This is a genomic window from Paraburkholderia sp. FW306-2-2C-D06C (genome assembly GCF_058781505.1).
On sequence record NZ_JBYSWU010000068.1, the window covers coordinates 16,741 to 41,717 of the forward strand.

Genomic DNA, 24,977 nt, shown 5'->3' on the forward strand with positions numbered 1-24,977 from the left:
TTGGTTCGCGGTTGATTCGCGGCGCTGATTTGCCGCGGCTTTCCGCGTCCGCCGACCCCATGAAAAACGGCGGCCGGGTTGCCCCTGGCCGCCGTTTTCAATCAGCGCTGACGTGTGTCGCTCAGGCTCAAGGCTCGTTACGCAGATACCCTTCTTTCGACGGATCGCGCATGCGCAGCGACACGAGGCCGGCGATCGCGCACAGCGCGGTCACGTACCAGTAGAACATCGACTCGTTGCCCACCGACTTCAGCCACAGCGCGACATACTCCGCCGAACCGCCGAAGATCGCATTGGCCACCGCATACGAGAGCCCGACGCCGAGCGCGCGCACTTCCGGCGGGAACATTTCGGCCTTGATCAGCCCGCTGATCGACGTATAGAAGCTGACGATCGCCAGCGCCACGACCACGAGGCCGAACGCCGCATACGGGCTCGTCACGTCTTTCAGCGCATGCAGCAGCGGCACCGTGCCGATCGTCGCGAAGAAGCCGAAGAACAGCATCGAGCGGCGCCGGCCAATGCGATCCGACAATGCGCCGAAGACCGGCTGTATCACCATGTAGACGAACAGCGCCGCGGTCATCACGTTGCTGGCCGTCTTCGCGTGCATGCCGGCCGTGTTGACCAGGTACTTCTGCATGTACGTCGTGAAGGTGTAGAAAATCAGCGAGCCGCCGGCCGTGAAGCCGAGCACCGTCATGAACGCGCCCTTGTGCTGCCAGAGGCCGCGCAGCGTGCCGGCTTCCTTGCGCTGACACGTCTCGGCGGTGGTGGTTTCGTCGAGCGATTTACGCAGATACAGCGCGATCAGCGCCGCCATCGCGCCGATCACGAACGGCACGCGCCAGCCCCACGCCTTCAGTTCCTCGGTCGACAGCGTCTGTTGCAGGATCACCAGCACCAGCAGCGCGCACAACTGGCCGCCGATCAGCGTGACGTACTGGAACGACGCGAAGAAGCCGCGGCGCCCCTTGAGCGCGACTTCGCTCATATAGGTGGCGCTGGTGCCGTACTCGCCGCCCACCGACAGGCCCTGGAAGAGCCGCGCGGCCAGCAGCAGCGCCGGAGCGAGGGCGCCGATCTGCGCGTAGGTGGGCAATAAAGCGATCACGAGCGAACCGCCGCACATCATGAACACCGACACCATCATCGCGGTTCGCCGCCCATGCTTGTCGGCGAGGCGGCCGAAAAACCAGCCGCCGATCGGGCGCATCAGGAAGCCCGCGGCGAACACGCCCGCGGTATTGAGCAACTGCGTGGTGGTGTTGCCGCTAGGGAAGAAGGCCGGCGCGAAGTACAGCGCGCAGAACGAGTACACGTAGAAGTCGAACCATTCGACCAGGTTGCCCGATGAAGCGCCGACGATCGCAAAGATACGGCGCCGGGTGTCGTGGGCGGAGACCACGGTGTGATCGGTCAGGTCGGTCATATTGTTGTCTTTCCTTGTCTTTAAACGGAGGTAGCGGTCGTGGCGCCGCCTTCACAACACGCGGTGAGGCACTCGTCGCGCGCGTGCGCGGATTTTACAGAATCGCAAGAAAAAGAGGAGTGTTTGTTAGCAGGCCAAGGCCGCAAGGCTTGTCTCAAGTTCGGCGGTCCGGCCTCGCGGGCGTCCCACATCGTTTTTACTGACAACCGGAGGCCGCGGTTTGCGAGCTCTTCAATGATGAAAAGCCCCTGTCAGTCGGAGACAAACAGGGGCTTCGGACAAATGGGCCTGATTTCTACGTCACGGACCGCTTCAGATCTCAAACCCTCACCGCAGGCGGCACATACCGGCACTCATAGCGCTTCCTCACCGTGCCATTCTCATCGACGCTCTCGAGATACACGTCGAACTGCCACAAGCGCGCCATGTGCTTGAGCACCTCGTCGCTGTCAGACGACAGATGCCGGTTATCGCTCATGAAATGCCGCAGCGTCAGACTGCGATCGCCGCGTGTATTCACCGCCCACACCTGAATGTTCGGCTCGCGATGATGCATGTCGTACTGCCGCGACAACGCCTGTCGCACGTACTGATAGCCGCTGTCGTCGTGAATGGCGGAAACCTCGAGCGCATCGCGCATATCGTCGTCGAGCACGGAGAAGAGGCGCATCTCCCGGATCAGATGCGGCGACAGATACTGCGCGACGAAACTCTCGTCCTTGAAATTGCGCATTGCGTAGTGCATCGCCTGCAACCAGGGGCTGCCGGCCAGCTCCGGGAACCACTTGCGGTCCTCGTCCGTCGGCGCTTCGCAGATCCGGCGGATGTCGCTCATCATCGAAAAACCCAGCGCGTACGGATTGATGCCGCTGTAGTACGGCTTCGTGACCGGCGGCTGGTAGACCACATTGCTGTGCGAATGGAGAAACTCCATCATGAAGCCGTCTTCCAGCTTGCCCTGGTTGTACATCGTATTGAGCAAGGTGTAGTGCCAGAACGTCGCCCAGCCTTCGTTCATCACCTGGGTCTGCCGCTGCGGATAGAAATACTGGCCCACCTTGCGCACGATGCGGATCACTTCCCGCTCCCACGGCTCCAGCAGCGGCGCGTTCTTCTCCGCGAAGTACAGCAGGTTTTCCTGCGGCTCCGGCGGATAGCGTTCCTCGATTTCCTCCGGCAGCGGCGTATGCCGGGTCGGCAAGGTGCGCCACAGTTCGTTCACCTGCGATTGCAGATACGCCTCACGCTCGCGGCGCGCGGCGAATTCCTTCTCCAGCGACAATTTCTGCGGCCGCTTGTAACGGTCCACGCCGTAATTCATCAGCGCGTGGCACGAGTCGAGCAGCTCCTCCACCCGGTCAAGCCCAAAGCGCTCCTCGCACTCCGCAATGTAGTTCTTCGCGTAGACGAGGTAATCGATGATCGCGTGCGCATCCGTCCACAGCTTGAACAGATAGTTACCCTTGAAGAACGAGTTGTGCCCATAGGCCGCGTGCGCGATGACGAGCGCCTGCATCGTCATCGTGTTCTCTTCCATCAGGTACGCGATGCAGGGATTCGAATTGATGACGATCTCATACGCCAGCCCCATCTGCCCGCGACGGTAGCTTTTTTCGGTGGAGAGAAAGTGTTTGCCGAACGACCAGTGACGGTAATTCACCGGCATGCCGACGGATGCGTAGGCGTCCATCATCTGTTCGGCGCTGATGAGTTCGAGCTGGATAGGATACACGTCGAGCTCATATTGCTCTGCAACAAGAGCAATATGAGAGTCGTACTCTTCGATCAACTCGAAGGTCCAGTCGGACGGGCACGGCAGAGGCCGTCTATCGGCTACGTTCATACGGACTTCCCTTTGCCCCTCAGTGGGCGTTCCGGTGTGTCCCCGTGCTGCAGCGGCATCGACTGCTCCGGCTGCGGCGGCTCCGGTAGAGTCCGCCCCGGCCTCGGCATGCCCCGACTGACGCTGCGACACGCCTTTCCGGCGCTCCGGCTGATAGCCGCGCGCTTCGTTGTGCAAGTGCTTTGTCGTCATGAAGACGCCACCTGCTTCTCAAACAACTCGCGAAACACCGGATAAATATCGGCCGCGGTTTCGACCTTCTTCATCGCCATGTGCGGCTGGCTCAGTGCCAGTTGCGCGTATTCGAGCCACAAGTTCTGCTCTTCGGGTGTTACCTGAATATACGCAAAATAGCGCACCTTCTCCAGGATGTCATTCGAGAGTATCTTGCGGCACTTGGGCGAGTCGTCGGTCCAGTTGTCGCCGTCCGAGGCCTGAGCGCCGTAAATGTTCCATTCAGTCGGCGAATAGCGCTCCTCCATCACCTTCTGCATCAGCTCCAGCGCGCTCGACACCACCGTGCCGCCGCTTTCGGTCGAATGAAAGAAGGTGTCTTCGTCGACTTCCTCGGCACGCGTGTGGTGGCGGATGAACACCACCTCGATGCGCTCGTAATTCCGCTTCAGAAACAGATACAACAGGATGAAAAAGCGCTTGGCGAGATCCTTGCGCTGCTCGTCCATCGAGCCGGACACATCCATCAGACAGAACATCACGGCCTGACTGGACGGCGTGGGCTGCTTCACCCGGTTCACGTAGCGCAGATCGAACGGATCGATGAAGGGAATACGCCAGATGCGCCCGCGCAAATGGTGGATTTCGTCTTCGAGCAGCCTGATTTCCTCGCGACGGTCGGCCGGATCGGCCTTCATCACTTCGAGCTGCCGCTCCATCTCGTGCAACTGATTGACGAGCGGCGCCCCGAGCGCGATGCGGCGGCCGAGCGCGCTCCTCAGCGAACGGACCACATCGATATTGTTCGGCGTACCTTCGGCCGCCCAGCCGGCGCGGATGCTTTTCCACGTGGGCACGGCCATCAGATGGGTTTTGACGAGGCGAGGCAGCTCGAGATCGTCGAAGAAATACTGCATGAATTCTTCGCGGCTCAACTCGAACACAAAGTCGTCCTGACCCTCGCCCTCGTTGCTGGCCTGGTTGCCCCCGCCGCCTCCACCGCCTTGCGGACGCTGGATCTTGTCGCCGCGGATATAGTCGGAATTGCCCGGATGCACCATTTCCCGCCTGCCGCCGGGACCATGCCGGAACGACGGCTCCGCAATGTCCTTGCGCGGAATGGTGATGCTCTGGGTGTTCTGAATGTCCTTGATGCTCCGGTCGCGCACCGCCTCCGAAACGGCACGACGAATATAGTTCTTAACGCGGCGCAGAAAGCGCTCGCGATTTGCAATGCTCTTGTTCTTGCCTGCTAACCTGCGGTCGATGATTTGATGAAGCACGCCCGGTCTCCCGCTGTAATTTCGAGTGCGCGAGACGCACGTTGCATTTGCATGTCTACAAACACAACGCTATGTCCATGCAGCTTGCGCCTCGCAAGGTGCCCGAGCGGTCGGACCGCGCGGGCGGCACGCAGTGCGCATCATGACGACTTACGCACGCGCAGATACCAGTCACACAGCAAGCGCACCTGCTTCGGCGTATACCCCTTCGTGACCATCCGGTTGACGAAGTCTTCGTGCTTGCGTTGCTCTTCCGCCGAACCTTTGGCGTTGAACGAGATCACCGGCAGCAGTTCCTCCGTGTTCGAGAACATTTTCTTTTCGATCACGACGCGCAGCTTCTCGTAGCTGATCCACGCGGGGTTCTTACCTGCATTCGCAGCTCGCGCGCGCAGCACGAAATTGACGATCTCGTTGCGGAAGTCCTTCGGGTTGCTGATGCCCGCAGGTTTCTCGATCTTCTCCAGTTCCGCGTTCAGCGCCGCGCGGTCGAAGCTCTCGCCGGTGTCGTGGTCACGGAACTCCTGATCCTGAATCCAGAAGTCGGCATACGTCACGTAGCGATCGAAGATGTTCTGCCCATACTCGGAATACGACTCCAGATACGCGGTCTGAATCTCCTTGCCGATGAACTCGGCGTAGCGCGAGGCCAGCACGTCCTTGATGAACGACAGATACTTCTGCTCGGTTTCCGGCGGAAACTGTTCGCGCTCGATCTGCTGTTCGAGCACGTACATCAGGTGCACCGGATTCGCCGCGACTTCGGTCGAATCGAAGTTGAAGACGCGCGACAGGATCTTGAACGCGAAGCGGGTCGACACGCCGGTCATCCCTTCATCCACGCCCGCGAAGTCGCGGTACTCCTGATACGACTTGGCCTTCGGATCGGTGTCCTTGAGATTCTCGCCGTCGTACACCTGCATCTTCGAAAAGAGGCTGGAATTCTCAGGCTCCTGCAAGCGCGTGAGCACCGACATCTGCGCCATCATCTTCAGCGTGCCCGGCGCGCAGACCGCACTGGCCAGCGACGAATTACGCAGCAGCTTCTCGTAGATCTTGACCTCTTCGCTGTAGCGCAGGCAGTACGGCACCTTCACGACGAAGATCCGGTCGAGCAGTGCTTCGTTGTTGCGGTTGTTGCGGAACGCCTTCCATTCGGACTCATTCGAGTGGGCCAGGATCACGCCGTCGAACGGGATCGCACCGAAGCCTTCCGTGCCCTTGAAGTTGCCTTCCTGAGTGGCGGTCAGCAACGGGTGCAAGACCTTGATCGGTGCCTTGAACATTTCGACGAACTCGAGCAAGCCCTGATTCGCGAGACACAGACCGCCGGAGTAGCTGTATGCGTCGGCGTCGTCTTGTGCGTACTGTTCGAGCTTGCGGATATCGACCTTGCCGACGAGTGACGAGATGTCCTGATTGTTTTCGTCGCCCGGTTCGGTCTTGGCGATGCCGATTTGCCGCAGGATCGACGGATAGCGGCGGACCACGCGGAACTTGCGGATGTCGCCGTTGTATTCGTGCAGGCGCTTCACGGCCCACGGACTCAGAATGTTTTTCAGGTAGCGGCGTGGAATGCCATACTGTTCTTCGAGGATCGGACCGTCCTCGTCGTAATCGAACAAGCCGAGCGGCGACTCGTTCACGGGCGAACCCTTGATCGCGTAGAAAGGCACGCGTTCCATCAGTTGCTTCAAGCGTTCCGCGATCGACGATTTACCGCCGCCGACCGGGCCTAACAGATACAGGATCTGTTTCTTCTCTTCGAGCCCCTGGGCCGAATGCCGGAAGTACGCGACCACCTGCTCGATCACATCTTCCATTCCGTAGAACTCACGGAATGCGGGGTATACCTTGATGACCTTGTTCGCGAAGATGCGCGACAGGCGCGGATCGTTGCGAGTGTCGATCTGTTCTGGTTCTCCAATTGCCATCAACATGCGTTCGCCGGCCGTGGCGTACGCGGCGGGATTGTCTTTGCAGAGCGCGAGATACTCCTCGAGCGAGAGTTCATCCTCTCGCGTTTTCTCGAAGCGGGTCGCGAAACTGCTGTAGATATCCATGCTACCTCCTCGCCGAAGTCTAGACCGATGTCGTGCGCGGCGCGCTATTCGGAAACGACATCGCTCGAATTCATCCTAAACCCTTTTAAATTTTTTTTCACGAACTACGTTGCGAAAATCGCGCCGACCGTAGTCACCTCCCGACATTCCTGACTTGGAAACACAGATTCGCTCACCTACAATCTTGCGCAGACATTGCAGCGATTGCGGACCTGCTCTGCTGCCTCGCCGCTGCCTGCTCCACGCTCCGCTTGCACTGCTGTATCGCGCGGACCGTCTCGTTCATCGGATGATCTCACTGCTACGCCGGACAGGCTGTATGCACGCGCACACTTTGCTGCATTACGCGTAGACGTCATGTGTTTCGCGCTTGCCCGGCTACTTTTTCATCAACGCGCCGCATGAGCTTTTGGTCTACAGCTACGAGCGCGTGTTACATGTTCGTTCAACGATGCTTCGGCGCGCGACGCATCGGCGCCCGACGCATCGGCGCCCGGCACTGGGACGCATCCTCAAGCTGTTCGTCAATGCGTGAGCGGATTTGTTCCGCGCCGTTCCCCACTGGCTTCAAAGCGTAGTGGGACGCGTCGGGCGGTCACCGCTTGCCCTTCGCCGCCTGCATAACCCGCATTGGGGACATGGTTAGCCGCGGTCAATAACTGGATGACGGCCGCGCGCCCTCGGCTTCCCATAGGTGTATACGGCTAGACGATCCGGCTAGCCGATCGCCGTAGGCGCCGCAAATGTAAAACGGCTACCTTCCTGCAGCTTACGCAGTTCAGGCAGCCGTTTGCAGCGCACCTCGTAACGCGCCGTTACACGTTCAGGTCAGTTCAATCTCGACTTCGCCGAGACCGTCGATATGCCCACGGACAACGCCAGGCTTGTCCACATTGTGAGCGCCGACGTACGAACCGGTGGTGAGGGTCCATTCGGGTTCGATGGTGATACCCATGGCCGCGCAGTGGTTGACGAACCAGACCAGCAGTTCGCGCGGATCGCCGGCGGGATTGCCGGTGGCGTCCGGCACCAGCGAGTCGCCGTCGAAGCTCAATTCCAGTTCGGGTGACACGAAATCGAAACCGCGCGCGAGTCCCGCGTAGGCAACCGGATGACCGGTGATCAGCGCGCCGTTGTTCTGTGCGTCGGCCAGCTGCGCGAGCGGCGCGACATTCGGCCACTCGGCAAAGCGGCTGTCGACGATCTCGATCGCCGGCAGCACCACGCCCACCTTGGAGAGCACCTCGTCGCGCGCATACGCTGTGCCGCGCGGCTCGATCGCCTCGGTGAAGCGGAAGGCGATCTCAAGTTCCAGCAGCATCCGGAAGAATCCCGCACGGGCGACCCGCGCCGGCGACGGCAGCACCAGCGAGGCCGGAATCGGCGCGCCTGAGGCCGCGCCGCCCGGTGCTTTGGCGCCGATCTTCCACGCCCCGGTCGATTCGCCGAGGCCCGCGATGACGGCCTGCTGGATCGCGTACGCGGTTGCGGCATCGGGCGGCAGGCTGTCGGGTGCGGGCGCATCGATCGGGCGATGCCGCCGGCGTGCTTCGACGAGGCGGTGCGCGAGGTCGTGTGGCGTCATGTCGGTCCTTTATGGCTGGCGCGTTGAAAGGTGGGTTGCTGCGGAGTCGCGGCGCCCGAATTGCGTTTGCGTCGTCCGGGGTCCGCACGCGGACTGCCGGCACCGGCCGATGCAGCCGATGCAAGCAGCAGTCGCGCCCGTCAATGTACCGGATCACAGCGCTCGCCAGGGCACGGACTGCCATCGTAGACGTTAGTTGGCCCGCCGTGCACGGCAAAAGGCCGCGGTTGCTTGCGCAATCGCGGCCTTTTGCCACCATACGGATATCTGCGCCGGCACGGTTCGATACGCGGCGCAATCGGGAACGAATGTTGCAACACGACTGCCGACGCTACTGCTCGCCACAGCCGCATCGCCGCGTCAAAAGCGCGGCGAAGACGCCGTACGTCCCCCTTTTTGCTGTGCCGCGCGATCTATGTCCTCAGGCCGATCAGAAGGTTTCCCAATTCTGATCGCTGCCTGCACTCGCCAGCGCCTTGGGAGACGCCTTGGCCGGCGCGGCGGCGGACGGCGTGCTGGACAGTGCCGCGGCCGGTGCGGCAAAGGCCTTTGGCGTTCAGCGCCAGAATATTGGTCTGGAACGCAATCCCTTCGATGATCGAGATGATGTCGGCGATCTTCGCCGAGCTCTGATTGATGTCGCCCATCGTGCCGACCACCTGGCCGACCACCGCGCTGCCCTTGTTCGCGATCTCCGACGCATTGGCTGCCAGCGAACTCGCCTGGCGGGCGTTGTCGGCGTTCTGCTTGACGGTGCCGGTCAGCTCTTCCATGCTCGACGCGGTTTCCTGCAGCGCCGACGCCTGCTCTTCGGTGCGCGAAGACAGGTCGATATTGCCGGCAGCGATCTGACGGGTCGCGGTCGCGATCGATTCGCTGCCGCCGCGCACCGTACGCACCGTTTCGGTGAGACTGTGCTGCATCCTGGCGATGCCTTCGAGCAACTGCCCCATTTCGTCGCGCGACGTGACGACGACCGGACGGCGCAAATCGCCTGCGGAGATCGCATCGAAATGACCGAGCGCTTCGCCGAGCGGACGGCCAATCGCGCGGCTGAGCGTCAGATAGGACAGCGCGGCGGCGATCACGCCCACCAGCAGCGCGCCGACGCTGGCCATGCGAGAGGCTGCGTGCGCAGCGCGGGGTAGCGTGTTGCGTCTTCGTGCGCGGCGCCTTTTTGACAAGGCGCTCTAATTTCGTTTACGGCACTAAAGCGCGGTACTTGAAACTTTTATATGGTATGAGGAAAGCCGTTGTAAGCAGATGGAAGAAATTACAAAGCGCGGTCGGCGCGAGCGCGTGATAGTTGCGTGCGCCGGCGTGCGGGATGCGGCAGGGAGGGTGAGATGGACAGGTGGTGATGCAGCGGTGCGAGCGGCCTTCGCGCCGGCAACTCAATCGCGCCGCTCTGAAGGCTCACGCTGCAACGCTACGGCTATGAAGACGGCTATGAAGACGGCTATGAAGCGGAGGATTTGTTTAACGCAGCGCCGCCGACCGCCGAGGTCCAATCGAACGCGCGGCATTTTGCACGCCCGCTGACAGCGCCACGTTTCGTCAGGCCGACTCGTCCAGTTCGGCGCGGGTAGGAATCGAAGGCTGCGCGCCGGCGCGCGTCACCGAAAGCGCCGCGGCGCGCTGCGCGAAACGGATCGCCGCGTCGACGCTCGCGCCCCGCGCGAGTTGCGCCGCGAATCCACCAATGAAGGTGTCGCCCGCCGCGGTGGTGTCGACGGCTTTGACGCGCGGCGCGTCGTAAAGCGTGGCATCCGCGCCGTCGAGCGCGGCGTGCACGCCGCGCGGACCGAGCGTCACCAGCACATTGCGCGCGCCGGCTTCGCGCAACGCAGCGGCGGCCTGCGCCGCGTCGGCGGGTGTGGCGACCGGCAAACCGGTCAGCGTCGCGGCTTCGAGTTCGTTCGGAATCAGATAGTCGATCAGCGGCAGCCAGTCGGCCGGTAACGGGCCGACGGCAGGCGCGGGATTCAGGATCACCGTTTTGGAGAGCCGCCGGGCCGCGGCAAGCGCCGCGTACACCGCATCGGGCGGCGTTTCGAGCTGGCAGATCACGACGTCCGCGGCGGCCAGCACCGCTTCATGACGGGCGATCGTCTCGGGCGTGAGTTCGCCGTTGCTGCCCGCGACGATCACGATCGCGTTCTGGCTCGCGTCGTCGACAATGATCAGCGCGACGCCCGACGCCTCTGCCCCGGTTTCGAGAGCCGCACAGTCGATACCTTCCACTTCGAGTCCGGCGCGCAATTGCGCGCCGTTTGCGTCGGCGCCGACACAGCCGAGCATCGACACCTGAGCGCCGAGGCGCGCGGCGGCGACCGCCTGATTGCCGCCCTTGCCGCCCGCCACCTGGGCAAAGGTCCGGCCGGCCAGCGTCTCGCCGGGGTGCGGCAGACGCGGCGCGCGCGCCACGAGGTCCATGTTCAGACTGCCGACCACCGCCACACGGCCACGCGTTTCTTTACTTGTCACTGCCTTTTCTCCCAGGTTCGTTCATGCCGCCAGATTGCGCTTGGGCGCGCCGGCCCACGTCGCGGTGGATTCGCGCACGATCAGCCGCGGCGATACGACCCGCCGGCGGCCCGGCGCACGCGGACTGCCCGCCGAGGTCCCGGCGATGCGTTCGATCAGCGTCTGCGCGGCCATGTCGCCGAGCGCGCGCACCGACTGCCCGACCGTCGAAAGCGCCGGATAGGTGAAGCGCCCCAGTTCGATATCGTCGAAGCCGATGATCGAGCAATCGCGCGGCACGCTGATATTGCGTTCCGCCGCGGCCCGCAGCGCGCCGATGCCCATCATGTCGTTGCCGGCAAAAATCGCCGACGGCTTCACGGTATCGAACAGTTGCCCCGCGGCGCGATGGCCGCCCGTGCCCGAAAAGTCGCTTTCGACGATCGCATCGGGCGGAATGTCGATGCCGCGCTCGGTCATCGCGCGGATGAAGCCGTGCACCCGCATCGCGCTCACCGCCGTCTCGACCGGCCCGGTGATGCAGCCGATCCGCACGTGCCCCAGTTCGAGCAGATGGCGGGTCGCCAGATACGCGCCCTTCTCGTGGTCGATCTGCACCAGGTCCGCGTTGAGGCCTTCGATATTGCGATCCACGATGACGAGCGGCTCGTGCGCGTCGGCGAGCGTTTGCGCGAGCACCGCGTCGTCGCCCGCGGATGCGACGATCAGCCCGTCGATACGCTTTTCCTGCAGCACGCGCAGATAGTTACGCTGCTTGGCCGGATCGTCGTCGGAATTGCAGAAGAACACGCAGTAGCCGTTGCGCGAGCAACCGTCCTCGATGCCGCGCGCCAGTTCCGCGAAATACGGATTCGTACTGTTCGGCACCACCAGACCGATCGTCGCCGTCGCCTTCGCCTTGAGCGAACGGGCCACCGCTGACGGTACATAGTGAAGCTGACGGATCGCGTGTTCGACCTTAGCCCGCACGTCGGCCGACACCGGCCGCGAGTTGTTCACCACGTGCGAAACCGTCGTGAACGACACACCCGCCACAGCCGCTACATCCTTGATCGTCGCCATAACCTGTTGCTCTCCTGCCAGTTTGTTCCCGCCTGTTCCCGCCGGCCGCGCCAAGCTGGCGACCCACCGGACGTTTTCATCGATGACAGACCAAAACCCTTGAACCTTACACTTTCTTGATGCCAATGCTAATCGTTACCGATCATGCCGCTTTGCTGTACTTTGCCGTATGCCGCTCAGGCGCGCTTGCGCCGGCTGCGGTACGTATCCAGCACCACCGCCACGACGATGACCGCGCCGGTGATCATCCGCTTGGTCGGCTCGTTCGCGCCGATCTGCGCGAGGCCGGCGGCCAGCACTGAAATGATCAACACCCCGAAAAAGGTGCTGATAACCGACCCGCGCCCGCCCATCAGACTGGTGCCGCCAATCACCACCGCCGCGATCACCTGCAATTCCATGCCGACGCCCGCGTTCGGGTCGGCCGCTTCCAGACGCGAAATCTGGAATAGCGCGGCCAATCCCGCGAGCGCGCCCATCAGCGCGAACACAATGATCTTGTACGGTCGCGGATTGACGCCCGCGAGCCGCACGGCTTCCTCGTTGGTGCCGATGCCGACCAGATAGCGGCCGAATACCGTGCGCGTAAGCACCAGTTGCGCAATGACCATGACCGCCACCGCGATCAGGAACGCCGGCGAGATGCCGAGCGCGATCGGGTTCGACAGAAAATCGAACGCGTCGCCGATATAGGCGGTGCGCGAATTCGTCATCTGATACGCGAGCCCCCGCGCGGCTTCCAGCACGCCGAGCGACACGATGAACGACGGAATCCGCCAGCCCACTGTCACCGAACCGGTCAGGGTGCCGGTCAGCGCCGCCGCGGCGACGCCGAGCAGCGCGGACGGCAACGGGCCCCAGCCCCACTTCAGGGCCGCCACGCTGACCACCGACGCCCCCAGCGCCAGCACCGAACCCACAGACAGATCGATCCCGGCGATGATCAGCACGAATGTCATGCCGACCGACATCACCACCAGATCAGGGATCTGGTTGGCGATCGTGCTGAATGTGTCGTACGTCAAAAAGTGCGAGCTCAGCAGCGAGAACAGCACGATCATCGCCAGCAATGCGCCGGCGAGGCCCAGGTAGTTCGAAAAGCCGAGCCGCGTGCCGGCCGGTTTGCCGCTGGCGAGCGGCGCGGACGGGTCGGCCGGCGGCGTGATGTTCGCCACATCGGCGGCGCCGTGCTTGCCGCCCGACGCGTCCTGCATCGATTGATGGGTCATGACAGACTCCCTGCTTCATTGGTGTCGGAGACATGCAGCAACGCTTCGCGGCTGCGGTAGCCGGCGAAAGCCGCGGCCAGCAACGCATCCTGCGACCAGTCGTCGCGCTCGAACACACCCGTCATGCTTCCCGCGGACATCACGCCGATCCGGTCGCAGATCAGCATCAGTTCACGCAGGTCGCTCGACACCACGACGAGCGCGCGCCCTTCGCGGGCCAGCGCACCCATCAAGCCATAGATATCGAACTTCGCGCCGACGTCGATGCCGCGCGTAGGTTCGTCGAATAACAGCACGCGGCAGTCGCGCGCCAGCCAGCGGCCGATCACGACCTTCTGCTGGTTGCCGCCCGACAGCTCGCCGACAATCTGCCCAGGCCCCGAGCTGCGAATCCGCATCGCGTCGATCTGCTTTTGCGCCAGCGCGCTCTCGCGCTTCGCATCGACGATGCCGTGCCGCGCCACCCCGCCGATATTGCCGAGCGACACGTTGGCCGCGATCGGTTGCGGCAGCAACAGGCCCTCGCCCTTGCGGTCTTCGGTGATGAGCGCGATGCCGGCGCGCACGGCGTCGACCGGCGAGGCAATGTGCACCGGCGTGGGCGGCCCGCCCGGTGGTTGCGCCAGCGACACCGTGCCGCCGTCCTTCTGGTCGGCGCCGTAAATCAGCCGCATCAGTTCGGTACGGCCCGCGCCGATCAGTCCGCTGACGCCGAAAATCTCGCCCGCGCGCACCTCGAACGACACGTCGCGCACCACCTTGCCCCGCGTCAGCCCGTCCACCTTCAGCAAGGGCGCGCCGATCTTGCGCACGCCCAGATCGATCCGCTCGCCCAGTTCGCGGCCTACCATCCATGTGACGATCTGGTCGCTGGTCAGGTTGGCCATCGCGTCGACATGCACCAGCCTGCCGTCGCGCAGCACCGCGATCTGCTCGGCCACGCGGGCCAGTTCTTCGAGGCGATGCGAGATATAGACCAGCGCGACGCCGCGAGATTTCAGCCGTTCGATCTGCTCGAACAGCAGATCGACCTCGCGCGCGGTCAGCATCGCGGTCGGCTCGTCCAGGATCAGCACACGGCAATCGTCGATCAGATTGCGTGCGATCTCGACCATCTGCTGATGCCCGATGCCGAGTTCGCCCACCAGCGTATCCGGATCGATCGCGTCGAGCCCGACTTGCGCCATCGCATGACGGGCGTCTTCGCGCAGCTTGCGGCGATCGATCCAGCCGAAGCGGAACGCGCCGGCCTGCGGCAAGCGGTTCAGAAACAGGTTTTCCGCGACCGACAGCGTCGGCAGCAGATTCAGCTCCTGCATGACCATCCGCACGCCGAGCGCTTCGGCTTCGGTGCGGCTTGCCGGCGCATACGGCGCGCCGCCAAGGCGCATCGTGCCGGTAGTCGGATCGACAAGGCCGCCGATAATCTTGGACAGCGTGCTCTTGCCGGCGCCGTTCTCGCCGGTCAGCGCCAATACCTCGCCGCCGCGCAGCGACAACGAAACATCGGCGAGCACCGGTTCGGCATAGGTCTTACCGATGCCGTTGACGGACAGTACGGCGGGCAAGGCGTCGTGGTCGGTTGAATCCATCGCAATCCTGGTTCCAGGGTACTCGAAGAGGCTTCATGCAATTCGCTCGACTAAAGCAGCCCACCGATAGCCCCGTGTCATGCCGGCCCAATGCGCGGAATGCGCAGGCGCTTTCGGCCACGCACCCTCCCGCCGCGCAGCCGCCGTCATGACGCTTACCTCTGGATTTAACGGCGGCGCTGCAGGTTTCTTGAGCGTTTCTTGAATTGACGCGGATTCGCCCAGGTTCACCGCACCTTGACGGTACAGCACAGCGGCGTGAGCGCGAATCCGCGTGGCTGGGCTTGCTGGCCGACGCTTACTTCGTCACCAGATCAACCGGCGTTTCCACCACGCCGGACAACTGCGACTGCTTCTTGTGCTCGTTGAGCGCCTTCAGCGCGGTGTCGATGCCGAACACGGCCTGCTTGGCGGCGTACTGATCCGCGGTGGCGAGCACGCGGCCGTCCTTCAGCATCGGCTTGATCGCGCCGATGTTGTCGTAGCCGACCACCATCACCTTGCCCTGCTTGCCCGCCGCGCGCACGGCCGAGACCGCGCCGATCGCCATGTTGTCGTTGCCGGCGAGCAGCGCCTTGAGGTTCGGATACTCGTTGAGCATGGCCGATGCCACCGCATTGCCCTTGTCGATTTCCCACTCGCCCGATTGCACCGAGACGACCTTCGCGCCGACCGCCTGCATCGCGTCCTTGAAGCCCGCAGTGCGCTGCTGCGCGTTGGTGGTGGTCGACACGCCTTCGAGAATCCCGACCTCGTCGCCCGCCTTCAGCTTCCTGGCCAGGTCGTCGCCGACCTTCTGCGCGCCCTTGCGGTTATCCGGGCCGACGAACGGCACGTTCAGACCTTTCGACTTGAGCACGTCCGGGTCGAGCCGGTTGTCGATGTTCACGACGATGATGCCCGCATCCACGGCCTTCCTGACGACCGGCACCAGCGCCTTCGAATCAGCCGGGGCCAGCACGATCGCATCGACCTTCGAGACAATCATCTGTTCGACGATACGGATCTGGTTCGCGGTATCGGTTTCGTCCTTGATGCCGTTGGTGATCAGATCGAACTGCGCGGGATTGTGTTTCTGGTAGTCCTTCGCGCCGTTTTCCATGGTCAGGAAAAACTCGTTCGCGAGCGACTTCATCACCAGCGCAACCTTCGGCTTGTGGGCGGGAGCGGTTTGCGCGTACGCGGTGGAAAACGGCAAGGCGACGGTGGCGGTGACGAGGACAGCGGCCGCCAGCAAGCGGCGGCGAATGCGATGGTTCATGCCTATCTCCAAGGTTTGTGAGCTCGCGAGCGAGCCGTATTTTTAATTACGCGCAAACGTTTGCGAGGCCTATTCTCAGCGCAGTCTGTTCGAAATGTCAACGATTCGCGGTGTTGCAGTGCACCGGCGCGCAGAATGTGCGTCTGTGCATGCACTCGATCGATTCGAGCCGGCACGCTGGGTAAGCGCACCGGCAGGCAGCGTTCTGGCAAGGGTCCCTCGCTTGGTCCGTGCGTGGCGGATGATTGCCGCCGGCTGCAAGGCTTGCAGCCGGCGGGCCGCTTATGCTGGACTTTTATTGCGCGCGATGCAAGCGGGAACAACGCTGGGCGCTCGAAACGACGGCGCTCGGCTCAGGGTTATCTGGAGTGGCTCGGGATGGCTCTCGGGATAGCTACGTGCGGCTCGGCGCGGTTCAGCCGCGACCGGCTTTATAGCCAGCCTGCTTTGCGGAAGCGCCGGAACAGCACCAGATCGACCGTCAGCATGACTGCCAGACAAACCGGATAACCGTACTGGTAGTGCAACTCCGGGATGCTCTGGAAGTTCATCCCGTAGATGCCCGCGATCATGGTCGGCACCGCGAACAGCGCGGCGAACGAGCCGAGGCGCTTGGTCACCTCGCTCTCGGCGAGCGAGATCATCCCCAGATTGACCTGCACCGCGGTGACGACCATTTCGCGCCTGCCCTCGATGGTTCTGACGATCCGCTCGAGATGGTCGTAGACGTCGCGAAAGTAAGCCTGCATGCCGTCGCAAACGCGCGGAATGCGGCCGCCCGTCAGCTTGCTGATCGCTTCCTGCAACGGCGTGATGTGATGCTGAAGGATCACGAGGCGCCGCTTGAGCGAGTACAGATCCTGAATGATCGCGCGCGAGGCCGCCGAATTGTTGCGCTCGAAGATGCGGTCTTCGAGTTCCTCGATCTCGGCGTTCATCGCCTCGATGATCGGGAAATAGCGATCGACGACATCATCGGCCAGCGCGTACAGCACGAACGCCGAGCCTTCCTTGAGCAATTTCGGCTCGCGTTCGCAGCGGGCGCGCACATTCTGAAAGCCGACGCGGGCGCCGCGCCGCACCGACAGCACATAGTTAGGCCCGACGAACACGTCGACTTCGCCGATCAGCAGTTCGTCGTCGTCGTCCATCTCGACGGTATGCAGCACGGCGAATAGCGACTCGCCGTATTCCTCGATTTTCGGCCGCTGATGGCCGTTTTGAGCGTCCTCGATCGCGAGCTCGTGCAGGCCGAATTCGTGTTTCATCACGGCCAGTTCGCCCGGCCCCGGATCCTTCAACGCGACCCAGACAAAACACTCGGGCCGCGCCACGTAGTCGCTGATGTTGTCGATCTCGATGTCAGCCAGCTTTCGGCCGTCCTGATAGGCGGCGCAATTGATCAGCATGTTGGATTACCTTGAAAACGGAAACAAACCGGCCGCCGCCGCGGCGTGAGTAAGCTCGGCGCCAGGTCTGCGGGGGCGAATGCGCGATAGCCGTCATGTTAAGTGCTCCGGGCCAAGGTCATGTATTCAATTGTTAAGCCTGGTGCGGTGCGGTGCGGTGCCGTGCGGTGCGGTGCCGTGCGGTGCGATGGCGTGCGATGCGGTGCGATGGCGTTCAGTGCGGTGCGCTACCGCGCAACACGGCGCAAGGCAATGCGATGATCTTCGCCAAACGAGACCAACGCGCGGTTCGTGTAGCGCGTATCCGCGGTCACCGTAAACTGCAACTCGACGACCGGATCGAACTGCGTGGACACGCCGATGCGATGCACGCCCATTCGCTTCGGCTTCCCGAACGAGTGCCTCAAACAGCGCTTCATCAACGCCACGCACCCATAGATTTGCGATCCTGCTCACGTCCCCGTCACACACTGCCATGCATGATAGCAACGCGTGTCCGTTCCGCCATCCTGGCCAATCGGCCAAAGTCCACACCGCCTCTTGCGCGGCGCGGCGTTCTTCTTCATGATCGCTGCAAAGGGCTGCGGCGTAGGCGCTGCCGGCTGCGGATTTACCCTCGGTTCCATCGCGCGCTACCTTTGTTTGCCGGCATGCTCGCTTCTCCATACCGGCTCCGCGCCACGCTTTGCCGTGCGCCACACCGGACAGACGATCAAGGAGACTGCAATGTGGTATTTCAGCTGGATTCTCGGCATCGGCGTGGCCTTGGGCTTCGGCATCATCAATGTGATGTGGCTCGAAACCAACGGCAAATTCGCACGTGATCCATTACGCGCCGACGCGCAAGGCAGTCCGCCGGATACCCGCGAGGACACGCCTTCGTGACCCGTCTGGTTTTCATCTGCGGTCACGCGGGCACCGGCAAGACCACGTTGGCAAAGAAGCTGATCGGCCCGCTGATGGACGCGTGCGCCTCGCCCTTCTGCCTGCTCGATAAAGATACGCTGTACGGCAGCTACAGCGCAGCCGCCATGGGCATGCTGACCGGCAATCCGAACGACCGCGACAGCCCGCTTTTCTTGCAGCATCTGCGCGATCCGGAGTATCGCGGCCTGCTCGATACCGCTCGCGACAATCTCGAACTCGGTGTGAGTGCGCTGGTGGTCGGGCCGCTCTCGCGCGAAGTTCGCGAGCGGCGCCTGTTCGATCGCGCCTGGCTGGATGTCGGCGCGGATGTGCAGCTGCGGGTGGTGTGGGTCTATACGTCGGAGGAGATGGCGCATCAGCGGATCGTCGATCGCGGCAATCCGAACGATGCGTACAAGCTCGCGCATTGGAACGAGTATCGGCAGCGCCGCTTCGTGCCAAGCGGCGAAATCTGCGAAGACCTGTTGATGTTCGACAATACCGCACCAACTCACGCGGACTACGAAGCGTTGCTCGCGCGGATCGTAGGCGAACCGGAGGTATGGGGGACGATGCTGCCGCCGGCGCCGGCGTAGCACCGCCGGCTCAGACAGAAAACGCCCCGATTCACGGGGCGTTCGGGTGACCCTCTGCGGGGCTTCCTTCGTTGCTCGCGACAGACTCCAGCGCGCTGCTGCACGGCCCTCGGTTATGAGCCTTGATAAGCCTTGGTGAGTCTTAAGGCGACCGCAACAGCTTATACCGTCGCCATCGCGTCCAGCGACTGCCCTTCGTACAACTGGCCGAAGCGGTTCGCAAGGAAGTCGCGCAGCGACACCTGCTCCTGGCGCACAAAACCGCTTTGCGGCAGCTTCTTCTCGCGGAACAGATCGAGCACCGCGCACATCGCGCCGGCCGTGGTGATCTGGATCGCGCTCATCGCCATGCCGCACACGGTCTTCGCGAAGATCTTGCGGGTGAACACCTCCTGCACCAGTTGACCGTCGCGCATGCCGCTCACCGTGATGAACACCAGCACGACGTCCTGGGCGGTCGAAGGCACCGAACGGCGCAGGATGGTCTTGAGCGTATCGCGGTCGCTGGAAAGGCGCAGATCTTCGAGCAGGAACTGCATCAGGTTGCGGTGGCCCGGATAGCGCACCGACTTGTAGTCGAGCGATTCGACCCGGCCGGACAGCGTTTCGCACAGCGTGCCGAGGCCGCCTGACGTGTTGAAGGCTTCGTATTCGGTGCCGTCGAGCGAGAAATGTTCGAGGCCTTCGAGCGGCTGCACCCACTGCGTGCGGCTGTCGCGGATCGCCTCGCAAGGCTGGCAGTACTCGTTGATCAGACCGTCGACGCTCCACGTCAGGTTGTACTTCAGCGCATTGGTCGGGAACTCCGGCAGCGCGCCGACGCGCATCTTGACGTCGCGGATTTCCGTGAAGCGGTTCGCCAGTTCATGCGCGGCGATGCCGATAAAGCCCGGCGCCAGACCGCACTGCGGCATGAAGGCGTGATCGGCGTCGTCGGCAATCGCGCGGATCGCGTGAGTGGCGCGCACGTCTTCGGTCAGATCGAAATAGTGGACGCCCGCGCCCTTGGCCGCCGACGCGACATTCACCGCAAGGTAATACGGCAGCGCATTGACGAGCGCATCGAAACCTTGCACGGCGGCGCGCAGCGCGGCGGCATCGGCGGAATCCACGCGGCGGGTCGGGATGCCCTGGGCGGCGAGCTTGTCGAGCGCGTGCTGATCGCGGTCGAACGCCACGACGTCGTAGTCGCCGGTCTCACGCAACATGTGAGCAATGGTGTGACCGATCAAACCTGCGCCAACGATGGCTACTTTCATGCGCTTCTCCTTGTTTTCTGTGTGCTGTCTCGAGCTTGGGAAGTGCGCGGCGCCGAGATAGGCGTTCGCCGAGACGCCCCCCCCCCCCCCCCCCCGGCGGGCTGAACCCTTGAGACATAGTTTAGGGAGAAGCAAAAACAGTTCATACCCGCAGAATGCTGCGGTATGACCATGAATTTCGACGTTATGACGAAGCGGTCAGTCGATATGTCGAAAACGCATTAAAACGATGTAAAAACCGGGCCACTTTGGTCACACCATCCCCCGATCGATCTTGCGCGCCAGAATGATCGAGGTCGTGGTCCGCTCCACCCCTTCAAGGCCGCCGATCTGGTCGAGCAGATCGTTGAGCCGGTCGGGCGAATCGGCGCGCAGCCACGCGACATAGTCGAACTCGCCGCTCACCGCGCAGAGCAGCTGCACCTCGGGCATCTTGCCTAGGCGCTTCTGCACCGCCGGCCCAAACTTCGGCGCGATGATGATGCCGACGTACGCATAGATGCTCGAGTCGAGCACATCCTGGCCGAGCCGCACGCTATAGCCTGCGATCACATTGCTGCGTTCGAGCCGCGCGATGCGCGCGATCACGGTGGTGCGCGCCACGTCCAGCTGGCGCGCGAGATTGGCGACGCTCTCGCGGGCGTTGGCTTGCAGCAGCGCAACGAGGTTGCGGTCGAGGTCGTCGAGTTGGTCGAGGCGCGGAGGTCTCATCGAGGGCAGAAGAAGTGGGTCGGTAATGGAGCGGATTATCGCGCGTCTTCCGCATCGAGCGGCGGGCAAAGGAGCGGAGAACAGCAAGCGGCGGCAAGCAGTAGCAAGCAGCGCGCTCACACGCCGAACCGCTCGATCACGAAATCGATGAAGGTGGTGAGCTTGGGCGTCGCCCGGCGATCGCGCGGGTAGATCAGATGGACGGGCGCGCCGTCAGGCAGATAGTCCTCGAGCACGGACACCAGCTCGCCGCTGGCAATCTCCTTGGCGAGCAGCGCTTCGGGTTGCAACACCAGACCGAAGCCGCGCAACGCGGCGACCTTCAGCGCCTGGCCGTTGTTCGCCCGAAACCGGCCGGCGCGCAACTGGTGTTCGTCGGCGGTTTCGCCGCCGAGCCGCCACACGCCCTCGCGGCCCCAGTGCAGAAAGCCCAGGCACTCGTGCTGTGCGAGGTCGGCCGGTGTGCGCGGCGTGCCGGCGCGCTGCAGATACGCCGGCGACGCGCACGCGCGCATCCGGTACGGCTTCAACGGCCGCGCGACAAAACTCGAATCCGGCAGATGGCCGATTCGCACCGACGCGTCGAAACCCTCCTCCGCCAGATCGATCACGCGATTCGACAGATCCAGTTCGAGGGTCACGTCCGGCCACGCGGTCAGATAGTCTGTCATCGCCGGGGCGAACACTTCGACGCCGTAGGTCAGCGGTACCGTCACTTTGAGCACGCCGCGCGGCGCGGCCGCCATCGCCTCGGCGAGCGACTCCGCCTCCTTCACGTCCGCCAGAATCCGCTTGCACTGCTCGTAATACTGGCGGCCGATCTCCGTCAGACTTTGACGACGCGTGGTGCGCGTGAGCAGCCGTGTCGCGAGCCGGGTTTCGAGCGAACGGATGTGTTTGCCCACCATCGCCGACGAAATGTCGAAGCGCTCGGCCGCTGCCGTCAGGCTGCCGGCCTCGACCACCGCGACGAAGATTTCCATGCTGACGAATTTATCCACCGGCTATTTCCTGTTCGTTTCGGTTGTAAGCGTTTGTCGCACAAGAGCCGCATTGTAGGGATATCGTGATACTAATAGCGGCGACGGCGAAGCAGTCAGCCGGCCGCCTTGCATCGCCCAAGGGCTGACGCGCGGCGTGCCGCTCGCCATGCGCGCGTTGTCCCGATACGAACAGACATCAGGAGTTTCGATGAAAAAAGCACTGGTTACGCTGGCCTCCGCTCTCGCCATGAGCGGTGCATTCGCACAAACTTCCGCGCCGGCTTCGGCACCGGTGAGCGCCGCCGCTTCGGCACCCGCTGCCAAAGCTAGCCACGAGCGCAATGTCGAAGACCGCATCGCCTATCTGCACACGCAGTTGAAGATCACTGCGGCGCAGGAACCGCAATGGAACGCGTTCGCCGATGTCATGCGCAACAACGGCCAGACGATGGGCCAGCTGTTCGAGCAGCGCAAGGCTGCCGCGAACCTGTCCGCGCCGGACGATATGAAGCAGTACACGACTATCGCGCAGGCTCATGCGGATGGCATGAAGAAACTGGTCGACGCGTTTGATCCGCTGTATAGCAGCTTTTCGCCGGAACAGAAGAAGCTTGCTGACGTGACCTTCCGTCAGCCCGGCGGCGCGATGGGTGGTGGGCATCGGCATCATGGCAAGGGTGCCGGCAAGCAGGCGCCGGCTGATGATGCCGGTGCGAAGCCTTAAGGGTTGGGGTTGGCGCGCGCAGCGCGAGTCGAAAAACATCAATCTCCGAATCCATCTGGCATGATGCGAGTGCTCGGGACCATCAGCGCATGGGCGCATGGCCCTGGCGCTGTCTTTCCAACACCATCACCCACTCGCTTCATGACCGAACTCAAAAACCTCGACCTGCGTACCGACGCAGCCACCCAACGCGTCGTCAAAAATGAAATCGTCGGCGTGGAATTCGCCGCCGCCGAAGGCGAATTGATGAGCCTCGAAGGCCCGAACCGTTATGCTCGCGGCGATGCGCTGATCACGGGCTCGACAGGCGACCGCTGGGTGGTGTCGCGCGAACGCTTCGACGCCAAATACCTACCGGCGGATGGCGCGCTCGCGCACGGCGAGCCGGGCGCTTACCGGAACCGTCCGGCGGTCGTGTTGGCGAAGCAGATGAATGAAGCGTTCTCGCTCGCCCGCTCGGCAGACGGCGGCGACGTACTGCACGGCGCAGCCGGCGACTGGATCATGCAATACGCCCCCGGCGACTACGGCGTGGTGCAGGCCGCGCGCTTCGCGAAAGTCTATCGGCGCGCGGACTGACGCCCGCGAGCGTCAATCAATGCTCCCAGCCCGTCAAGCAAACTCATCCCCCAACTCTACGGTGACATCGCGCGGCACCGTCTCGCCGTTCGCGTACTGCTCTTCGAGCGAGCCGATGCTCGCTTCGACATACGCCCGCAGCACCGCGAAACTCCGGCCGCGCAGCCGCGCCGGCAACGCGCGATAGCGCGCCCACGCGGGCGGCGCGATCACCACGTTCATCACGATCCGGCGCGCGGCCGCCCCGAAACGCATGGCGACCCAGTGAATCGCCAGCGCCGGGGTGCCTTCGTCGGCCAGGCGCTGCACGAACTGGGTCTGCTCGGGGAACAGATCGCTGATGACGCGCGCCAGTTCCTCGAACTCGGGATTCGCGCAATCGTATTGGTAAGCTTCCATGAGGGGCCGAAGATTAGAAATTCGTCGATGATACGCGCAGCGATCTACGCGTCAGCGCAATCAAGCGGCCAAGGCCGGCCGCCGGAACACTTTGACGAGCCAGCCGGCGACAACGAGCGCCCCCAGCGCGTACGCTCCGTCCACCGCCGCGAGCGGCACGAGGTTCGCCTGGAACAGCGCGGCGGGCACGTCGACCAGCGCGTGCAGAACGATTGCCAGCGGCAGGATACCTCGCCAGCCCGCCCGCACGCCGCGCCACATCAACACCGACAGACCGATCTGGAACACCAGCGCGGCCACCCGTTCTAGCGCGAAAATGCCGGCCGTCTGCGGACTCAGGCTGGCAAGAATCAGGTGAATGCGCATCAGCGAATCGGCCGGCAGATTGCTTAGGTAACCGTCGAGCTCGCCGCGATTCTCGAAGACCGCGAACAGGAGCCACTGCACCTGTATCAGCACGCCGACGAGCCACGCTTCGGCGCCGCCGTGGCCAAGGCCGTAAGTGAGCGCGGTGCCGTCGCCCGCAACCTCGGCAGCGGACGCCGCGCCGGATGCCGGCTTCGCCGCCGCGCGTTTGAGCATCAGGCGCATGCCGATGAAACGCCCCACTTCTTCGCAGATACCCGCGACCAGCGCGCCGTACACCACGAATGCCAGCGGATTCGACAGGAAGGTGGCCGTCGCCTCGTTCCGAAGCAGCACGTAGTCGTTCAGCGCGCGCTCGATCACCATCGCGAATAGCGCGAACACGGCGATGCCGACAATCGCGTCGCGCGGGTTCAGCGCGAGCGGCCGGCGTAGACGGCGATACAGAATGAACGGCAAGGCGGCGACCAACAGCGTCGCGAGGGCGAGGCTCGAGAGAGTAAGCGGTGCAACAACCATGAGTTTCCTTGCGATGACCGGCGCGCACCCGCTGCGCGCCGCAGCCCGCATGATCGCAGATCAGCGCGAAGTTGACGCGCGGACGATCAATTCGCCTGGCAGCAGGCAGTCGCGCGCCGCGGTCTGGACACCCTCGATGCGCTCATGCAGAAACTCGACCGCGCGGTAGCCGATCTCGTAGGTCGGCTGGCGGATCGTCGTGACGCCGGTCAATTCAGCCCACTCCGGGTCGTCGATCGACAACAGCGCGACGCGGGCTTGCCAGTCCGCGCCGTAACGCGCTTTCAGATGCAGCGCGAGGCACAGCGCGACCGGCGCATTGGCCGCGAACAAGGCGACGCGGCTCGGCTTGCGCGCACGGCCGCCATCGCTCGCCGCCTCCTCCAGCGCGTGGTCCAGCTCGGCAAGACTGCGTTCGACCGCCGCAGGATCGGCAAGATTCAGCACCAGCGTATGCCCGCGCGCGCCGCTCTTCCCACCCTCCCCGCTGTGCCCGTTTTGCCCTTTCTGGCCGC

Annotated in this window: 22 protein-coding genes and 1 pseudogene; 4 read left to right on the plus strand and 19 right to left on the minus strand. The window is 63.4% G+C overall.

All coding sequences use genetic code 11. From position 1 onward, the window contains the following. Positions 1-127: 127 nt before the first annotated feature. From AC3WLT_RS33445 to AC3WLT_RS33505, 13 genes and pseudogenes are all read right to left on the minus strand, one after another. Positions 128-1,432, minus strand: a complete 1,305-nt coding sequence (locus tag AC3WLT_RS33445; protein WP_492595890.1) for an MFS family transporter — start codon at positions 1,430-1,432, stop codon at positions 128-130. 319 nt (positions 1,433-1,751) lie between these two features. Next, on the minus strand, positions 1,752-3,467 hold the full coding sequence (locus AC3WLT_RS33450; protein WP_492595891.1) for a SpoVR family protein: 1,716 nt from the start codon (positions 3,465-3,467) through the stop codon (positions 1,752-1,754). Continuing rightward, a complete protein-coding gene (locus tag AC3WLT_RS33455; RefSeq protein WP_492595892.1) occupies positions 3,464-4,732 on the minus strand; it encodes a YeaH/YhbH family protein in 1,269 nt (422 codons plus the stop codon). The genes AC3WLT_RS33450 and AC3WLT_RS33455 overlap by 4 nt, the downstream gene beginning before the upstream one ends. 140 nt (positions 4,733-4,872) lie before the next feature. Next, complete coding sequence (locus tag AC3WLT_RS33460) at positions 4,873-6,795, minus strand: PrkA family serine protein kinase (RefSeq protein ID WP_492595893.1); 1,923 nt, start codon at positions 6,793-6,795, stop codon at positions 4,873-4,875. An 823-nt stretch (positions 6,796-7,618) separates the two neighbouring features. Then, complete coding sequence (locus AC3WLT_RS33465) at positions 7,619-8,380, minus strand: 2-keto-4-pentenoate hydratase (RefSeq protein ID WP_492595894.1); 762 nt, start codon at positions 8,378-8,380, stop codon at positions 7,619-7,621. A gap of 551 nt (positions 8,381-8,931) precedes the next feature. Further along, a pseudogene (locus AC3WLT_RS33470) lies at positions 8,932-9,501 on the minus strand (methyl-accepting chemotaxis protein); the annotation flags it as partial. A 436-nt stretch (positions 9,502-9,937) separates the two neighbouring features. Beyond that, a complete protein-coding gene (rbsK, locus tag AC3WLT_RS33475; protein WP_492595895.1) occupies positions 9,938-10,867 on the minus strand; it encodes a ribokinase in 930 nt (309 codons plus the stop codon). 21 nt (positions 10,868-10,888) lie between these two features. Next, positions 10,889-11,929 (minus strand): LacI family DNA-binding transcriptional regulator, encoded by a 1,041-nt coding sequence (locus AC3WLT_RS33480; RefSeq protein ID WP_492595896.1) that lies wholly within the window; start codon positions 11,927-11,929, stop codon positions 10,889-10,891. A 176-nt stretch (positions 11,930-12,105) separates the two neighbouring features. Next, positions 12,106-13,158 carry an ABC transporter permease gene (locus tag AC3WLT_RS33485; protein WP_492595897.1) on the minus strand — a complete coding sequence of 351 codons (1,053 nt, stop codon included), beginning with the start codon at positions 13,156-13,158 and terminating at the stop codon, positions 12,106-12,108. Then, positions 13,155-14,750 (minus strand): sugar ABC transporter ATP-binding protein, encoded by a 1,596-nt coding sequence (locus tag AC3WLT_RS33490; RefSeq protein ID WP_492595898.1) that lies wholly within the window; start codon positions 14,748-14,750, stop codon positions 13,155-13,157. Before AC3WLT_RS33490 ends, AC3WLT_RS33485 begins: the two co-directional genes overlap by 4 nt. Positions 14,751-15,048: 298 nt before the next feature. Beyond that, positions 15,049-16,011 carry a sugar ABC transporter substrate-binding protein gene (locus AC3WLT_RS33495; RefSeq protein WP_492595899.1) on the minus strand — a complete coding sequence of 321 codons (963 nt, stop codon included), beginning with the start codon at positions 16,009-16,011 and terminating at the stop codon, positions 15,049-15,051. Between the two features lie 431 nt (positions 16,012-16,442). Next, positions 16,443-17,420 carry a magnesium/cobalt transporter CorA gene (corA, locus tag AC3WLT_RS33500; RefSeq protein WP_492595900.1) on the minus strand — a complete coding sequence of 326 codons (978 nt, stop codon included), beginning with the start codon at positions 17,418-17,420 and terminating at the stop codon, positions 16,443-16,445. Between the two features lie 227 nt (positions 17,421-17,647). Next, on the minus strand, positions 17,648-17,797 hold the full coding sequence (locus tag AC3WLT_RS33505) for a hypothetical protein (RefSeq protein WP_492595901.1): 150 nt from the start codon (positions 17,795-17,797) through the stop codon (positions 17,648-17,650). A gap of 349 nt (positions 17,798-18,146) precedes the next feature. Between AC3WLT_RS33505 and cydX the strand changes: the two genes are divergently transcribed. Beyond that, positions 18,147-18,305, plus strand: coding sequence for a cytochrome bd-I oxidase subunit CydX (gene cydX / locus AC3WLT_RS33510; protein ID WP_492595902.1), 159 nt, complete (start codon positions 18,147-18,149; stop codon positions 18,303-18,305). Continuing rightward, positions 18,302-18,922, plus strand: a complete 621-nt coding sequence (locus tag AC3WLT_RS33515; RefSeq protein WP_492595903.1) for a P-loop nucleotide/nucleoside kinase family protein — start codon at positions 18,302-18,304, stop codon at positions 18,920-18,922. Before cydX ends, AC3WLT_RS33515 begins: the two co-directional genes overlap by 4 nt. A 161-nt stretch (positions 18,923-19,083) precedes the next feature. Here AC3WLT_RS33515 and AC3WLT_RS33520 read toward each other — a convergent pair whose 3' ends face one another. The 3 genes from AC3WLT_RS33520 to AC3WLT_RS33530 form a co-directional block, all read right to left on the minus strand. Further along, the gene (locus AC3WLT_RS33520) at positions 19,084-20,181 is read right to left on the minus strand and encodes a saccharopine dehydrogenase family protein (protein WP_492595904.1); all 1,098 of its coding nucleotides are present in this window, start codon (positions 20,179-20,181) and stop codon (positions 19,084-19,086) included. Positions 20,182-20,433: 252 nt separating this feature from the next. After that, a complete protein-coding gene (locus AC3WLT_RS33525) occupies positions 20,434-20,892 on the minus strand; it encodes an Lrp/AsnC family transcriptional regulator (RefSeq protein ID WP_115100991.1) in 459 nt (152 codons plus the stop codon). Between the two features lie 116 nt (positions 20,893-21,008). After that, the gene (locus AC3WLT_RS33530) at positions 21,009-21,893 is read right to left on the minus strand and encodes a LysR family transcriptional regulator (protein ID WP_492595905.1); all 885 of its coding nucleotides are present in this window, start codon (positions 21,891-21,893) and stop codon (positions 21,009-21,011) included. Positions 21,894-22,083: 190 nt separating this feature from the next. Between AC3WLT_RS33530 and AC3WLT_RS33535 the strand changes: the two genes are divergently transcribed. Next, positions 22,084-22,599 carry a Spy/CpxP family protein refolding chaperone gene (locus AC3WLT_RS33535; protein ID WP_492595906.1) on the plus strand — a complete coding sequence of 172 codons (516 nt, stop codon included), beginning with the start codon at positions 22,084-22,086 and terminating at the stop codon, positions 22,597-22,599. Positions 22,600-22,740: 141 nt separating this feature from the next. After that, positions 22,741-23,178 carry a PGDYG domain-containing protein gene (locus tag AC3WLT_RS33540; RefSeq protein ID WP_492595907.1) on the plus strand — a complete coding sequence of 146 codons (438 nt, stop codon included), beginning with the start codon at positions 22,741-22,743 and terminating at the stop codon, positions 23,176-23,178. A gap of 33 nt (positions 23,179-23,211) precedes the next feature. On the opposite strand, the gene AC3WLT_RS33545 is transcribed toward AC3WLT_RS33540, so the two are convergent. The 3 genes from AC3WLT_RS33545 to AC3WLT_RS33555 all read right to left on the minus strand — a co-directional run. Next, complete coding sequence (locus AC3WLT_RS33545; protein ID WP_492595908.1) at positions 23,212-23,577, minus strand: DUF3022 domain-containing protein; 366 nt, start codon at positions 23,575-23,577, stop codon at positions 23,212-23,214. Positions 23,578-23,637: 60 nt separating this feature from the next. Next, positions 23,638-24,462: a YhfC family intramembrane metalloprotease gene (locus AC3WLT_RS33550; protein ID WP_492595909.1), complete on the minus strand. Its 825-nt coding sequence runs from the start codon at positions 24,460-24,462 to the stop codon at positions 23,638-23,640. A 60-nt stretch (positions 24,463-24,522) separates the two neighbouring features. Beyond that, positions 24,523-24,977: substrate-binding domain-containing protein (locus AC3WLT_RS33555; RefSeq protein WP_492595910.1), on the minus strand; the 455-nt coding region annotated here is incomplete at its 5' end.

What these genes read in the sequence shown, in the direction of transcription:
- AC3WLT_RS33445 (WP_492595890.1), bottom strand. Translation starts at nt 1,432, where the DNA reads ATGACCGACCTGACCGATCACACCGTGGTCTCCGCCCACGACACCCGG.
- AC3WLT_RS33450 (WP_492595891.1), bottom strand. Translation starts at nt 3,467, where the DNA reads ATGACGACAAAGCACTTGCACAACGAAGCGCGCGGCTATCAGCCGGAG.
- AC3WLT_RS33460 (WP_492595893.1), bottom strand. Translation starts at nt 6,795, where the DNA reads ATGGATATCTACAGCAGTTTCGCGACCCGCTTCGAGAAAACGCGAGAG.
- AC3WLT_RS33465 (WP_492595894.1), bottom strand. Translation starts at nt 8,380, where the DNA reads ATGACGCCACACGACCTCGCGCACCGCCTCGTCGAAGCACGCCGGCGG.
- AC3WLT_RS33480 (WP_492595896.1), bottom strand. Translation starts at nt 11,929, where the DNA reads ATGGCGACGATCAAGGATGTAGCGGCTGTGGCGGGTGTGTCGTTCACG.
- AC3WLT_RS33485 (WP_492595897.1), bottom strand. Translation starts at nt 13,158, where the DNA reads ATGACCCATCAATCGATGCAGGACGCGTCGGGCGGCAAGCACGGCGCC.
- AC3WLT_RS33490 (WP_492595898.1), bottom strand. Translation starts at nt 14,750, where the DNA reads ATGGATTCAACCGACCACGACGCCTTGCCCGCCGTACTGTCCGTCAAC.
- AC3WLT_RS33495 (WP_492595899.1), bottom strand. Translation starts at nt 16,011, where the DNA reads ATGAACCATCGCATTCGCCGCCGCTTGCTGGCGGCCGCTGTCCTCGTC.
- corA (WP_492595900.1), bottom strand. Translation starts at nt 17,420, where the DNA reads ATGCTGATCAATTGCGCCGCCTATCAGGACGGCCGAAAGCTGGCTGAC.
- AC3WLT_RS33505 (WP_492595901.1), bottom strand. Translation starts at nt 17,797, where the DNA reads ATGGGCGTGCATCGCATCGGCGTGTCCACGCAGTTCGATCCGGTCGTC.
- cydX (WP_492595902.1), top strand. Translation starts at nt 18,147, where the DNA reads ATGTGGTATTTCAGCTGGATTCTCGGCATCGGCGTGGCCTTGGGCTTC.
- AC3WLT_RS33520 (WP_492595904.1), bottom strand. Translation starts at nt 20,181, where the DNA reads ATGAAAGTAGCCATCGTTGGCGCAGGTTTGATCGGTCACACCATTGCT.
- AC3WLT_RS33525 (WP_115100991.1), bottom strand. Translation starts at nt 20,892, where the DNA reads ATGAGACCTCCGCGCCTCGACCAACTCGACGACCTCGACCGCAACCTC.
- AC3WLT_RS33535 (WP_492595906.1), top strand. Translation starts at nt 22,084, where the DNA reads ATGAAAAAAGCACTGGTTACGCTGGCCTCCGCTCTCGCCATGAGCGGT.
- AC3WLT_RS33540 (WP_492595907.1), top strand. Translation starts at nt 22,741, where the DNA reads ATGACCGAACTCAAAAACCTCGACCTGCGTACCGACGCAGCCACCCAA.
- AC3WLT_RS33545 (WP_492595908.1), bottom strand. Translation starts at nt 23,577, where the DNA reads ATGGAAGCTTACCAATACGATTGCGCGAATCCCGAGTTCGAGGAACTG.
- AC3WLT_RS33550 (WP_492595909.1), bottom strand. Translation starts at nt 24,462, where the DNA reads ATGGTTGTTGCACCGCTTACTCTCTCGAGCCTCGCCCTCGCGACGCTG.